At 60.8% G+C, this 12593-nt stretch carries 13 protein-coding genes; 6 read left to right on the top strand and 7 right to left on the bottom strand.

Translation table 11 applies throughout. The annotated features are described in order from the left end of the window. The first annotated feature begins 98 nt into the window (after positions 1-98). Entirely contained in the window at positions 99-668 is a 570-nt protein-coding gene (locus IFT66_RS11435) for a GNAT family N-acetyltransferase (RefSeq protein ID WP_192077659.1), read from the top strand. 172 nt (positions 669-840) lie between these two features. Continuing rightward, positions 841-1872 (top strand): serine hydrolase domain-containing protein, encoded by a 1032-nt coding sequence (locus tag IFT66_RS11430; RefSeq protein WP_192077658.1) that lies wholly within the window; start codon positions 841-843, stop codon positions 1870-1872. 85 nt (positions 1873-1957) lie between these two features. On the opposite strand, the gene IFT66_RS11425 is transcribed toward IFT66_RS11430, so the two are convergent. The 5 genes from IFT66_RS11425 to IFT66_RS11405 all read right to left on the bottom strand — a co-directional run bounded on the left by IFT66_RS11425 (position 1958) and on the right by IFT66_RS11405 (position 5710). Next, positions 1958-2944: a WD40 repeat domain-containing protein gene (locus IFT66_RS11425; RefSeq protein ID WP_192077657.1), complete on the bottom strand. Its 987-nt coding sequence runs from the start codon at positions 2942-2944 to the stop codon at positions 1958-1960. Next, positions 2944-4092: a CobW family GTP-binding protein gene (locus IFT66_RS11420; protein WP_192077656.1), complete on the bottom strand. Its 1149-nt coding sequence runs from the start codon at positions 4090-4092 to the stop codon at positions 2944-2946. Before IFT66_RS11420 ends, IFT66_RS11425 begins: the two co-directional genes overlap by 1 nt. A gap of 111 nt (positions 4093-4203) precedes the next feature. Beyond that, positions 4204-4608, bottom strand: coding sequence for a type II toxin-antitoxin system VapC family toxin (locus tag IFT66_RS11415; protein WP_062461111.1), 405 nt, complete (start codon positions 4606-4608; stop codon positions 4204-4206). Positions 4609-4614: 6 nt separating this feature from the next. Further along, a complete protein-coding gene (locus IFT66_RS11410; RefSeq protein WP_062461108.1) occupies positions 4615-4860 on the bottom strand; it encodes a type II toxin-antitoxin system VapB family antitoxin in 246 nt (81 codons plus the stop codon). Positions 4861-4909: 49 nt separating this feature from the next. Continuing rightward, positions 4910-5710 (bottom strand): creatininase family protein, encoded by an 801-nt coding sequence (locus IFT66_RS11405; protein WP_192077655.1) that lies wholly within the window; start codon positions 5708-5710, stop codon positions 4910-4912. Positions 5711-5793: 83 nt separating this feature from the next. Between IFT66_RS11405 and IFT66_RS11400 the strand changes: the two genes are divergently transcribed. From IFT66_RS11400 to IFT66_RS11390, 3 genes are all read left to right on the top strand, one after another. Then, complete coding sequence (locus IFT66_RS11400) at positions 5794-6291, top strand: MarR family winged helix-turn-helix transcriptional regulator (protein ID WP_192077654.1); 498 nt, start codon at positions 5794-5796, stop codon at positions 6289-6291. Between the two features lie 132 nt (positions 6292-6423). Beyond that, a complete protein-coding gene (locus IFT66_RS11395) occupies positions 6424-7443 on the top strand; it encodes a LacI family DNA-binding transcriptional regulator (RefSeq protein ID WP_192077653.1) in 1020 nt (339 codons plus the stop codon). Positions 7444-7468: 25 nt separating this feature from the next. Then, positions 7469-8431, top strand: coding sequence for a 2-hydroxyacid dehydrogenase (locus IFT66_RS11390; protein ID WP_192077652.1), 963 nt, complete (start codon positions 7469-7471; stop codon positions 8429-8431). A 27-nt stretch (positions 8432-8458) separates the two neighbouring features. Here the strand turns inward: IFT66_RS11390 and IFT66_RS11385 are convergent, their stop codons facing one another. Next, the gene (locus tag IFT66_RS11385; protein WP_192077651.1) at positions 8459-9259 is read right to left on the bottom strand and encodes a gamma-glutamyl-gamma-aminobutyrate hydrolase family protein; all 801 of its coding nucleotides are present in this window, start codon (positions 9257-9259) and stop codon (positions 8459-8461) included. A 258-nt stretch (positions 9260-9517) separates the two neighbouring features. Here IFT66_RS11385 and IFT66_RS11380 point away from each other — a divergent pair, with 258 nt between their 5' ends. Beyond that, positions 9518-10636, top strand: a complete 1119-nt coding sequence (locus IFT66_RS11380) for a TRAP transporter substrate-binding protein (protein WP_192077650.1) — start codon at positions 9518-9520, stop codon at positions 10634-10636. A 436-nt stretch (positions 10637-11072) separates the two neighbouring features. Here IFT66_RS11380 and IFT66_RS11375 read toward each other — a convergent pair whose 3' ends face one another. Next, positions 11073-12590, bottom strand: a complete 1518-nt coding sequence (locus IFT66_RS11375) for a TRAP transporter large permease (RefSeq protein ID WP_192077649.1) — start codon at positions 12588-12590, stop codon at positions 11073-11075. Positions 12591-12593 lie beyond the last annotated feature (3 nt).

Raw genomic sequence — 12593 nt, 5'->3', positions numbered from 1 at the left:
GTCACTACTTTCGCGGTTCCCGACCTCCAGACGGGAGCCGCAAATTCACAATGATCGTCCGATACCGTTTGAAACGGTTTTAAGTGCGGGAGGCCAAGATGGCCACTGTTCTTGATTCTGTCCGTGCGCTGTTTGCGCCCGCGTCCACATTCACCATCACTGCCGAAACTCCGGCCGACGTGGTGGCTCGTGAAACTCTGCTCGATCGCGCCATGGGCGCCGACCGACGCTTGAAGTCGTCCGAAAAGATCCGCCAGAACCGCGTGCCGGCCGAAGGCCTGGCGCTCGTTGCGCGCGACGAGGACGGTCATGTCATCGGCACCGTGCGTCTGTGGAACATCGAGGCCGGCATTTCGCCAGAAGGCAACGCGATCGACGCGCTTCTGCTTGGACCGCTTGCCGTCTGCTCGTCGCATGAGGGCAAGGGCATCGGTGCGGCCCTGATGCGTGCGGCGATCGCTCAGGCGCATGAGCGTGGCCACGGCGCCGTGCTTCTGGTCGGTGACGCCGCCTATTACGAGCGCTTCGGCTTTTTCGGTGGCAAGACCCAGCATCTGGTGATGCCCGGCCCCTGCGACCGCGCGCGTTTCCTGGCGCTGGAGCTGAAATCCGGTTGGCTCGAAGGTGCAGCCGGCATGATCGTTGCGAGTGGGTGCAAGCTCGCCTGAGCTGCGGTTGCAATTGAGGGATCCATAGGACCCCGTCTTCCCGAAAAGGAGGCGGGGTCTTTCGTTTTTCGACGGGCGAGAGCTGGCGCAATGGTTTCACGCTCCGTCACCTTCGCGTGAATCTCGGGGCTCGGCCATAGTCGCGTGCGGCTCTCGACCTAGATTGGCATCCATGATCACACGCCGCACAGCTCTTCTTGCCACTCCTTTTGTCCTCACATCCATGCGCGCCTTTGCGCAGCAACCCGGTGGGGCGGGTGTCGCGCAGGCGCCGGAGACGCTGAAGGCCGTGCTCGGCCGGGCGGCTGACCTCGAGCCGTTGAAGGTCGTGATGGTGTCGCGCAAGGGCGAGACGATTGCCAGGGAAGCGTTCAACGGCAGCGGCCTCAACGCCTCGACCAACATCAAGTCGGCGTCGAAATCGATCATCTCCTGCCTTGTCGGCATCGCGATCGATCGCAAGCTGCTTGAAGGGCCGGACCAGAAGATTGCCTCGATCCTGAAGGCCGATCTGCCGCGCGATGCGGATCCGCGTCTCTCCGAGGTCACCATCGGCAATCTTCTCTCCATGCAGGCCGGTCTGTCTCGCATGTCCGGTCCGAATTACGGGCGCTGGGTGGCCAGTTCCAACTGGGTGCGGTTTGCACTGTCGGAGCCGTTCGACGGCGAGCCGGGCGGTCAGATGCTTTATTCGACGGCGTCGACTCATCTTCTGTCGGCTATCCTCACCCGCGTCGGCAAACGGCCGACGCTGGCGCTGGCGCGCGACTGGCTGGAGCCGGTCGACGGGTTTCGCATCGGGGCTTGGGAGCGCGATCCGCAGGGCATCTATCTCGGCGGCAACCAGATGGCGATGACGGCGGCATCCCTGCTGGCATTCGGCGATCTCTACCGCAACGGCGGGAAAACCAAGGGCGGCCGGCAGGTGGTATCGCAGAGCTGGATAGAGCAGTCCTGGACGCCCCGCACCAACTCGCGCTTTTCCGGCGATGGCTATGGCTACGGATGGTTTCTGCGTGAGATCGGAGGGCACGATGTGAAGTTCGGCTGGGGCTATGGCGGTCAGATGGTCTACGTGGTTCCGTCGCTCGACATGACCGTGGTGATGACATCAAGGGAGAGCGGTCCGTCTGCCCGAAACGGCTACCGCGACCAACTGCACGGTGTCCTCGCCGATATTATCGGGGTTGTCGCATCAGCGTAAGCACCAAGCGCTGGGTGCGGCCGTGATCTGGGACCGAACATGCGGGGCAGGCCCCGCATGTTTCACTGGGAATCAGACTGTCAGCTCAGCCTGAAATGTCGATCACGCCGCAATCGCCGGCTTCCGACGAGAATGCGAGCAGCTTGCCGCTGGCGCTCCAGCTCATGCCGGTGATGGCGCCCTTTCCGGGCCGGCGCAGCAGTGCTTCCTTGCCGTCGGCAATGCGCACACCGAGGACCATGCCGTCGATGAAGCCGATGGCGAGCACTTCCTCGAGCGGATGAAACGCCACCTGCGTCACCATGATGTTGGCGCGTGTGCCGAGTTCCATCGGTGCCTTGCCCATCGGGCCGTCCTTGGCCGAAAACGGCCAGACGATCGCGGCCGGCGCGCCGGAAGAGGCGAGCCATTTGCCCTTGACCGACCAGGACAAAGATTTCACCTTGGCCGGATAGCCGGTCATGCGCATATGGCGGCTTTCGCCCGACTTGCTGTCGAGCTTCCAGCCGTGCAGGGCGTTTTCCTGCATCATGGTGACGAGGAAGCGGCCATCAGGCGAGAAGGTGACGCCGGTATGGGCGCCCTTCCAGTCGAGATCCTGCATCGGACTGTTGGTGCCGACCCAATGCAGCGATACGCCGTTGTAGCGCGCAGCGGCAATCCGGAGGCCCTTCGGTGCGAAGGCGATGGCTTCGACGCTGCGCTCTTCCTTCACTTCCTTGACGGTGCCGTCGGAGAGCTTGACGAAGCTCGATTTCCCTTGCGCCCAGGCGACCGCGCCCTGCGGCCCGCCGGCAACGACGGAGATCCACTTGCGCGGCGTTTCCGAAATCGTGCTGACTGTGCCGTCATGGGAGATGCGCTGCACCCTGCCGTCTTCGCCGCCACTCAAAAGCGTGGCGCTGAAGGGGTCGCGGATGCAGGTCAACAGGCCGTGATGCGCGTCCGTTACCTTCTCACCGCCGTCAAGGCGGTGAATGGTGCCGGCTGCAGTGGCAAAGATCGGGATGTCGCCGAGAAAGTGAGCCGCGACGACATGACCGTCGATATCAAGAGGTGCAACGGTTGGCATCAGGCGACAGCAACCTCAGCCTGGCAAGCCATGAAGCTCTTCTGGATCTTGTCGAAGTCGAGGTCGCGGCCGATGAAGACGAGGCGGCTTTCACGCTTCTCGCCATCCTTCCACGGACGCTGGTGATCGCCTTCGACGATCATGTGGACGCCCTGGATGACGTAACGCTCCTCGTCGCCCTTGAAGGAGATGATGCCCTTGAGGCGCAGGATGTTGGGACCTTCTGCCTGGGTGATCTTCTGGATCCATGGGAAGAAACGATCCGGGTTCATCTCGCCGCCGCGCAGGGAGACCGATTTGACCGTGATATCGTGGATCGGCGACATCGCATCGTGATGCGCATGATGGCCGTGGTCATGATGCTTGTGATCGTGCCCGTGATCATGATGATCGTGGTCGTGCGCGTGATGGTCATGCCCATGGTGATCGTGGCTGTGGTCGTGACCGCAATCGGGGCCGCAGACATGGTCTTCGTGGTCGTGGTCGAGGAAATGCGGATCGTTTTCCAGCGCCCGTTCCAGATTGAAGGCACCCTGATCCAGCACGCGGGCGAGATCGATGCCCGAACGGCTGGTGTTGTAGATGCGGGCTGTCGGGTTGATGGCGCGAACCACGTCTTCGACGATCGCCAGCTCTTCCGGGGTCACGAGATCGGTCTTGTTGATCAGAACGACGTCGGCAAACGCGATCTGGTCTTCGGCCTCGCGGGAATCCTTGAGGCGCAGCGGCAGATGCTTGGCATCGACCAGAGCAATGACGGCGTCGAGTTCGGTCTTTGCGCGAACATCGTCGTCCATGAAGAAGGTCTGGGCGACCGGAACCGGATCGGCCAGGCCCGTCGTCTCGACGATAATGCCGTCAAAGCGGCCCGGGCGGCGCATCAGGCCCTCGACGACACGGATCAGGTCGCCACGAACCGTGCAGCAGACGCAGCCGTTGTTCATCTCGTAGATCTCTTCGTCGGACTCGACGATCAGATCGTTGTCGATGCCGATTTCGCCGAATTCGTTGACGATCACGGCGTATTTCTTGCCGTGGCTCTCCGACAGGATGCGGTTGAGCAAGGTCGTCTTGCCGGCGCCGAGATAGCCGGTCAGCACGGTCACAGGAATTGGCTTTGCAGCGACGGGAGCGGTGTTTTCAGTCATGGGAAACCTCTAAGGGTTCTGGAGCGCTCGGGGGAGCGCGGAAGCGTGTTGGCCTCATATAAGGGCAAGGCCGCGCGAGTTCAAAGGGGTTTTGAATGTTATATGATCACATCAAGGCAATGTCGACGCGTCGGTTTGCCGAAGAAGCTGGTCGAGCGTGAGAAGCGGCTCGCCGGCCACTTTCGCATGCGCGTAATGGAAACAGTCGAAGTTGCTCAAGTGCCGCTTACCGATGCCATGTTTCTGAGCCACCGCGACAGCAAAGCTTAAGAGCGCACGCGGCGAGCCCGCCTCACGGATATCAATGCCGCGCGCGTCGAGCCATTCCACGACAGCGCTTTCTGCCTGGCCGTAGGCGCAGTCTAATTGGTCGGGCCGAGAAAGCACGATAATTGCTTCCCAGGCAGCGAGAGGAGACGTGAATGGCAGTGTCGATTTTGCCAACGCCCTTTCATAGGCTTCCGCGGTATCTTCGCCAGCCATCAACGATACGATCGCACAAGCATCGACAAACATGTGCGATCAATCCAGGTCGTGGTCGAGATCGTGATAGGCGGAAGCTGGGGGCACGGGTCGAGTCTGTTTGAAGGAAAGCCCGTGCTTTGCAAGGATGCGGCTGGCTGTCTCGCCTGGCGTCTCCTGCTGCGCGCGCTTGTCGATGGTTTCCCGCAGTGCGGTGACCACCGCTTGCGTGATTGTCGTTCCATCTATCTGCGCGAGCTCTTTCGCAAGTGCCTGAGCTTCTTCACTGCTAATGTTGAGGGTCATGAGACACCACCTTCGTGTGCGCAAGTCTCGCACATTATGCGGCTCAGCGCTACTTCAACGCGTCAACATCAAACAGTGCCACATCCCGTAGCAACTCGATGATGCCGTTCACCGCGTGCTTCACCAGGTGCTCGCCCCGTTCTGCGGTGGCAGCGGTTGCGTTGCCGGCGGCGCCCTTTTCGTTGAGGTCCGACATTTTCCACCCGAACGCATGTGGGCCGTACGCGCGCAGGTGGCGAAAGTCTTTCGCGAAATCTGTCTGGCGCGATGGGAAGTTTTCGGCCCTTTCCATGCTCACACGGTCCGGCCACAGTGCCAGCATGACGGAGGTCTCGATATCGCCGCCGTGGATATCGATTGCCTTGTCCTCCGGAGCGATCCAGCCTTCGGGCTGGCCGAAGCGGGTCCAGCTTGTTGCGACCGCCAGCATGTTGAAACGGACGCGGGCCTCTGTCGTGACGATCGTCAGCAGCGGCGCGTTGCCGCCATGGGCGTTCAGCATCACCAGTTTGCGGATGCCTTGCTTGTGAAGTTCCTCGGCGATGCCGAGCCAGCGGCGGACAGCCTCGTCGAAGGCCAACGTCTTCGTTCCTGCCACATCCATATGCTCGATCGAGTAGCCGACCGGCTCCACCGGGAGGAAGGTGACCGGAAGATCAGCCGGAAGGGCAGGGATGATGCGGTCGACAAGGCCCTGTGCGATCAGCGTATCGGTCTCGAAAGGCAGGTGCGGACCGTGCTGTTCGTGGGCGCCGAGCGGCAGAACGGCTATCCAGTCGCCTCTTTTAGCGCTTTCTGTGGACGGGGGCGTAACATCGTTGTCATGATAGCGCGGCAAGGGATGCGGCATCTGGCGGTCAATTCCGGGTTTCGATAAGGGTGGCGTGGTATAGTTATAGCGCCGACTTCCATGACGCAAAACGGGCGGAGCCTATGAGCAAGAAAAAAGGCGACAAGAAATCCAAGTCGGGCAAGAAGAAGGACGGCGCTGGTCTTTCCGCAACCGACCTTGCGCCTGTCATTACACAGACCGCCCGGTCGATGCGCACCGCGTTGTCGCGCAGTCTGGTCGAAAGCGGCCTTTATGCCGGGCAGGACGGGGTGATCCTGGCGCTTTCCGAGGAAGACGGCATGACGCCGGGTCATCTTGCCAACCGCATGGGCGTCAAGGCTCCCACCATGACCCGCACGATCGGCCGCATGGAAGCGCAGGGATTTCTGGAGCGCCGGTCGGATGGAACGGATGGTCGCCTGACCAAGGTGCATCTGACAGAGACTGGTCTGAAGAGCGTCGAGCAGATCGGCCGCGCGGTGTCCGAGTGCGGCGAACTGGCGGTCAAAGGTCTTTCGGACAAGGAAGTTCGCACCCTTCTCAAACTTCTCAAAGCCGTCGAGCACAATCTTCAGTCGGATGAGGGCGATCGCGACTGAGGGTTGCGTTTGCCGACCTGCTCGTCCGAAAAATCCTGTCACAGGATTGTCGCATCGGATTAAATTGTTTATTTAAACTTTAATTCGGGTGCTCTGCGTAAGAATGCAGGCTGCATGAGAACGCGGGGGTAGATGGCGCAGAAAATCAAACTGTCGACGATTGCCGAAAGTCTCGGTCTTTCCACAGCCACGATTTCGCTTGCACTCCGGGACAGTCCGCTTGTCGCTGCCGATACCCGCGAGAAGATCAAGGAACAGGCGCGGGCGCTTGGCTACATCTACAATCGCCGTGCCGCCAGCCTGCGCACCTCGCGTTCGGGCATTATCGGTGTCGTCGTGCATGACGTGATGAACCCGTTCTACGGCGAAATCCTGAAAGCCATCGAGAGCGAGCTCGACCGCAGCCGTCATACGTTCATTCTCTCCAACCATTACGATTCGGTCGAAAAGCAGCGCACGTTCATCGAGACGCTGCTGCAGCTCGGCGGCGACGGCGTGATCATGTCGCCGGCGATCGGGACGCCGATCGAGGACATGAAGCTTGCCGAAGAAAACGGCATGCCGGCCATTCTCGTCGCTCGCTCGATGGAAGGCCTCGACCTGCCGACCTTTCGCGGCGATGACGCTTACGGCATTTCGCTTGCCACCAACCATCTGATCGGACTTGGCCACCGGGCGATCGCCATGATTGGCGGCACCGACCAGACCTCGACCGGCCGCGACCGATACCAGGGCTATGTCAACGCGCTTCTGAAGGCCAATATCGAGGTCGATCCGAACCTGCGCATTCCCGGGCCCCGCTCGATGCAGGGCGGGTTCGAGGCGGCTGTGCATTTCCTGTCGCTGCCGCAAAAGCCGACGGCTGCGGTCTGCTGGAACGATCTGGTGGCGATCGGCCTGATGAACGGCATTGCGCGCGCCGGGCTGACGCCGGGCGTCGATATCTCCGTCACCGGCTACGACGATCTGGAGCAGGCGTCGATCTCGACGCCGTCTCTGACCACCGTTTCCAACGGACAGGCCGATGTCGGGCGCTTAGCGGCGCGGGCACTGCTCGATCGTCTTGCCGGGAGCCATGAGCCTGACGGTCTCCATCTGATCAAGCCGGAAATGCGTCTGCGCCAGTCGACCGGCGTCTTTCGTCCACGCTGATTATTCTTCATAAAGAGGTTGCTGCATGTCTGAGAATCCTGCCACCATCTTCGTGCCGGGCCGTATTCATCCGCGCGTTCTGGAGCGTCTGAACGACAGTTTCGAGGTCATCTCGGCTCCGCATGCCGAACTGGCATCCGTCGACGCCGAGACGAGGGCGCGCGTGCGTGGCATCGCGGTTTCCGGCAAATGCGATGCTGCCGTCATCGACGCGTTTCCCAATCTCGAAGTCATCTCCAGCTTCGGCGTCGGTTACGACGGCACCGATACGAAGACGGCGGCCGAACGGGGCGTCATCGTCACCAACACGCCTGACGTCCTGAACGATGAAGTGGCCGATACGGCGATCGCGCTGCTCCTCAATACGCTACGTCAGTTTCCGAAGGCGGAAACCTATCTGCGCGAAGGCCGGTGGGCGAGCGAAGGGCCGTTTCCGCTGTCGCCGTTTTCACTGAAGGGCCGCAGCATCGGCATTCTCGGCCTTGGCCGCATCGGTCTCGAAATCGCAAAGCGGCTTGAGCCGTTCAAGGTGACGATCGGCTATTATAGCCGCAGCCAGCGCTCGGATGTCGGCTATATCTACTATCCGTCCTTAAAGGAGATGGCTGAGGCCGTCGATACGCTGATCTGCATCGCGCCCGGGACGCCGGATACGTTCAAGATCATCAATGCGGAGATCTTCGAAGCGCTTGGGCCGGGCGGCGTGTTCATCAATGTCGGACGTGGATCGAGCGTTGACGAGGAGGCAATGATTGCCGCCCTCAGCGACAAGACGATTGCCGCGGCCGGGCTTGACGTGTTCTTCGACGAGCCGAACGTACCGGCGGAGCTGATCGCTCTCGATAATACCTGCCTTCTGCCGCATGTCGCATCCGCGTCGGTTCAGACCCGCAATGCGATGGCCGATCTTGTCGTCGACAACCTGATCGGCTGGTTCAAGGATGGCCGCGTGCTGACCCCGGTTCCGGAAACCCCCGTCAAAGGATAACTGGCAAACACGGCGAGGGCGTTTGCTTCACGCGGTGCGGGCAACCGTTGGGCTGGTCGCACCGCTTGTCGATGCCGCATAGGCGCGGGCCGCATCGCCGAACGCCCGGAACAGGGCGCCCGACGGTGCGTCGGTTTCGGCCCAGTATTCCGGATGCCACTGGACGCCAACGGCGAAATTCTTCGCGTCGATCACCGACACCGCCTCGATCGTGCCGTCTGCGGCCGTCGCCTCCACCTTCAGGCGGGGAGCGGTCTTTGCAATCGCCTGGCGGTGGAGCGAATTCACCTGGACTTCGCCGGAAAATCCGAGGAAATCCGCGATGCAGGAGCCTTCCTTGACGAAGACCGGCTGGCGGATCGCGTACATCGCGTCGCGGTCTGGCACGTCGGGCTTGCGGTGGTCCCAGTTGCCCGGCTGATCCTGGATCTCGCTTGCCAGCGTGCCGCCCAGCGCAACGTTCAGTTCCTGGATGCCGCGGCAGATGGCAAGAAGCGGAATACCGCGTTCGATCGCGCGGCGGATCATCGGCAGCGAGGTGGCGTCGCGGCCGTGATCGAAGGGGCCGTCTCCCTCGGTCGCTTCGCGGCCGTAGAGCGACGGGTGGACGTTGCTGACGGCGCCGGAAACCAGCACGCCGTCGACCCGGTCGAGGATCGTGTCGACATCGTTGCCCTCCTCGAAGGCGGGAACGATGAAGCTCATGACGTCCGCCACTTTCAGCGCCGCATTGACATACTGGTTGGGTGTGGCGTGCCAGAGGGCGCCTTCGAATTGCCTGAGATCGGCGGGAACGGCGACGATGGGCTTGCGGCACGAGACGGGCATGAACAATCTCCAGGCGGGGCAGTGGTTCTTATCCCGTATTGCTGCCGGAGGCGGGGTGAAGTCAAGCCGTAGCGACGCCGTGCAGCGTGAACCACGACGATCGCGGAAGACGAAAGTATAATGCGGTTTAACCTTGGTCCGCCGTCATTGTTACATGGTCTGCTTGCAAGCATTCAAGCAACATGATTACCTCATCTAGGACTGGCGAGGTATGGGAGGAGACATCTTCGCGGTCTGTTCAACCCGGGAGGATTTTTGATGGATCGTCGTTCATTCCTGAAAAAGACGGCAGTCGGCGGCGCGGGAGCCGCTGCAGCCACAGTGCTTGCTGTTCCGCTTTCGACACCTGCCATTGCCCAGCAGAACCCGAAGATCAACTGGCGCCTGACATCGTCATTTCCGAAATCGCTGGACACGATTTATGGCGGCGCCGACGATATCGCGAAGCATGTTGCAGCCGCCACCGACGGCAATTTCACGATCCAGCCGTTTGCAGGTGGTGAGATCGTCCCGGGTCTGCAGGCGGCCGATGCGGTCTCCGCTGGCACGGTCGAGATGTGCCATACCTGCTCCTACTATTTTGTCGGCAAGGACCCGACCTTTGCGATCGGCACGGCGATCCCCTTCGGCATGAATGCGCGCCTGACGAACTCGTGGTTCTACCAGGGCAACGGCAATACGCTGATGAACGAGTTCTATGCCAAGCATCAGATCTACGGCATGCCGGCCGGCAATACCGGGGCCCAGATGGGCGGCTGGTTCCGCAAGGAAATCAACACCGTCGACGACTTTAAGGGCGTGAAGATGCGCATTGCCGGCATTGCCGGGAAGGTGCTCGAAAAGCTCGGCGCCGTACCGCAGCAGATCGCCGGAGGCGATATCTATCCGGCGCTGGAAAAGGGCACGATCGATGCGGCGGAGTGGGTCGGTCCCTATGACGACCACAAGCTCGGCTTCTACAAGGTGGCCAAGTATTACTACTATCCGGCTTTCTGGGAAGGCGGCCCGACAATCCATGCCTTCATCAACCTCGACAAGTGGAACAGCCTGCCAAAGCATTATCAGTCGGCGCTGACCGATGCCTGCGCTTTCGCCAATACCAACATGATGGCGAAATACGATCTGAAGAACCCGATGGCGATCAAGCAGATCGTATCGCAGGGGACGACGTTGCGGCCATTCAGCCAGGATATCCCCGAGGCCTGCTACACGGCTGCAATGGACGTCTACAAAGGTATTTCCGCAACCAACGCGGATTTCAAGAAGGTCTACGACGACCAGGTCGCATTCAAGAAGGAAGGTTACCTCTGGATGCAGCTTTCGGAGTACACATTCGACACGTTCATGATGATCCAGCAGCGAAACGGCAAGATCTGATCTTTCCATAGCGTTGCTACGACACGTACCCCGGATCGCAAGGTCCGGGGTTTTGTTTTGCAGCTGAGGGATGGCGCCGGACTGGATTCACGCAATAGACGCGCTGCACGTATGCCCGGTTGCGTCGGCTCGACAATCACACGCTGTTATCTATGATGGCAGTGTTCGAAAGCAGAAGCAGAGCACTCCGTGGCCAGCCGGAGTATCGGAGAAGACGGGCTTCCCCGACTTTTAGGCAAAAGCCTTGCCGTCGAACAGGAGGTGATGCGATGTGGTTTCCACTGAGCATTACGTTGCTGGTTAGGAAATACCGGACGGGCTGGTCAGTGTCCGTCCGGCTCAATTTCCTAGTCAAATAACAAACGGAGGGCAGAGTTCGCGCTTTGCTCTCCACTCCAATGTACTACTGCACCGGTTTTCTGGCAAGACGAAGCCGTTACGGGTTGATCTTGGGTGGCTCGCCGAAGTTGGGCATGCCGGGTAGTCCGGGGGAAGGTTGCGCGCCGCCGCCCTGACCGGGCGCACCATCCATCGGCGGCAGGCCAAAATTGGGCATCTGGTTGTTGCCGCTATCATTGCCGAAGCCGGGGATTTCGATCTTGATCGTATTGAGATCGACGTCCGGCGCCTTGTCCAGCCAGTAGGTGACGGATTCCGGCCAGAAGATGATGATGGCGACGAGGATCAGCTGCATCCCGAGCCACGGAATGGCGCCGAGATAGATGTCCTTCGTCTTCACAGTCTTCGGCGCGATCGAGCGCAGGTAGAAGAGTGCGAAGCCGAATGGCGGGTGCATGAACGAGGTCTGCATGTTGACGCAGAGCAGCACGCCGAACCAGATCAGGTCGATGCCGAGCGCGGTTGCGACCGGTGCCAGCATCGGCAGGACGATAAAGGCGATCTCGAAGAAATCCAGGAAGAAGGCCAGGAAGAAAATGAAGATGTTGACGAAGATCAGGAAGCCGAGGGCGCCGCCCGGAATATGAGACAGCAGGAATTCGATCCAGAGCCCGCCGTTCATGCCCTGAAAGACGAGGCTGAAGCAGGTGGCACCGACGAGGATGAAGACGACCATCGAGGTGATCGTCATGGTCGAATGCATGGCCTGCTTGACGAGGTCCCAGGTCAGGCGGCGGTGCATGGCAGCAAGCGCCATGGCGCCGACGACGCCGAGCGCGCCGGCTTCCGTCGGTGTGGCAAGTCCCATGAACAGGGTGCCGAGGACGAGGAAGATGAGCACGACCGAAGGGACCATGCCCCACAGCACTCTCAACACCAGCGCGGCATTGAGTTCGCCGCGGGCCTCCGGCGGCAGCGCCGGAACGTCCTGGGGCCGGACGATCGAGGTGAAGAGGATGAACAGCAGGAAGATCACGACCTGCAGGATCGAAGGACCGATGGCGCCGAGATACATGTCGCCGACCGAACGGCCGAGCTGGTCGGCCAGAACGATGAGGACGAGCGACGGCGGGATGACCTGAGTGATCGTGCCGGAGGCTGCAATCACGCCGGTTGCGAGACGCGGGTTGTAGCCGTATTTCAGCATGATCGGCAGGGAAATCACACCCATGGTGATGACGGATGCGGCAACCGTGCCGGTGATGGCGCCGAGAATTGCGCCCACGATGATCACCGCATAGGCAAGGCCGCCGGGAATTGCGCCGAACAGTTTTCCGGTGCCTTCGAGCAGGTCCTCGGCAAGACCGCAGCGTTCAAGAATGGCACCCATGAAGGTGAAGAAGGGAATGGCGAGAAGCAGGTCGTTGGAGACGATGCCGAAAATGCGCAGCGGCAGGGCCTGCATGAACGCATATTCGAAATGACCGGTGTAGATACCGAGGAAGCCGAAAAACAGCCCGACCGCCGAAAGGGAAAAGGCGACCGGAAAGCCGTAGAGCATGAAAATGATCATGCCCAGAAACATGGCCGGTGGCATTACGCCGTATTCAAACATGAG

It is taken from the genome of Rhizobium sp. CFBP 13726 (genome assembly GCF_014841925.1).
Lineage (GTDB): Bacteria > Pseudomonadota > Alphaproteobacteria > Rhizobiales > Rhizobiaceae > Neorhizobium > Neorhizobium soli.
Note: the sequence above shows the minus strand (reverse complement) of the source record. Positions and strands in the feature narration are given on the sequence as shown.

Bases quoted from the DNA above. Each gene is read 5' to 3' on its own strand.
- IFT66_RS11435 (WP_192077659.1), top strand. From the start codon at position 99: ATGGCCACTGTTCTTGATTCTGTCCGTGCGCTGTTTGCGCCCGCGTCC.
- IFT66_RS11430 (WP_192077658.1), top strand. From the start codon at position 841: ATGATCACACGCCGCACAGCTCTTCTTGCCACTCCTTTTGTCCTCACA.
- IFT66_RS11425 (WP_192077657.1), bottom strand. From the start codon at position 2,944: ATGCCAACCGTTGCACCTCTTGATATCGACGGTCATGTCGTCGCGGCT.
- IFT66_RS11420 (WP_192077656.1), bottom strand. From the start codon at position 4,092: ATGACTGAAAACACCGCTCCCGTCGCTGCAAAGCCAATTCCTGTGACC.
- IFT66_RS11415 (WP_062461111.1), bottom strand. From the start codon at position 4,608: ATGTTTGTCGATGCTTGTGCGATCGTATCGTTGATGGCTGGCGAAGAT.
- IFT66_RS11410 (WP_062461108.1), bottom strand. From the start codon at position 4,860: ATGACCCTCAACATTAGCAGTGAAGAAGCTCAGGCACTTGCGAAAGAG.
- IFT66_RS11405 (WP_192077655.1), bottom strand. From the start codon at position 5,710: ATGCCGCATCCCTTGCCGCGCTATCATGACAACGATGTTACGCCCCCG.
- IFT66_RS11400 (WP_192077654.1), top strand. From the start codon at position 5,794: ATGAGCAAGAAAAAAGGCGACAAGAAATCCAAGTCGGGCAAGAAGAAG.
- IFT66_RS11395 (WP_192077653.1), top strand. From the start codon at position 6,424: ATGGCGCAGAAAATCAAACTGTCGACGATTGCCGAAAGTCTCGGTCTT.
- IFT66_RS11390 (WP_192077652.1), top strand. From the start codon at position 7,469: ATGTCTGAGAATCCTGCCACCATCTTCGTGCCGGGCCGTATTCATCCG.
- IFT66_RS11385 (WP_192077651.1), bottom strand. From the start codon at position 9,259: ATGCCCGTCTCGTGCCGCAAGCCCATCGTCGCCGTTCCCGCCGATCTC.
- IFT66_RS11380 (WP_192077650.1), top strand. From the start codon at position 9,518: ATGGATCGTCGTTCATTCCTGAAAAAGACGGCAGTCGGCGGCGCGGGA.
- IFT66_RS11375 (WP_192077649.1), bottom strand. From the start codon at position 12,590: ATGTTTGAATACGGCGTAATGCCACCGGCCATGTTTCTGGGCATGATC.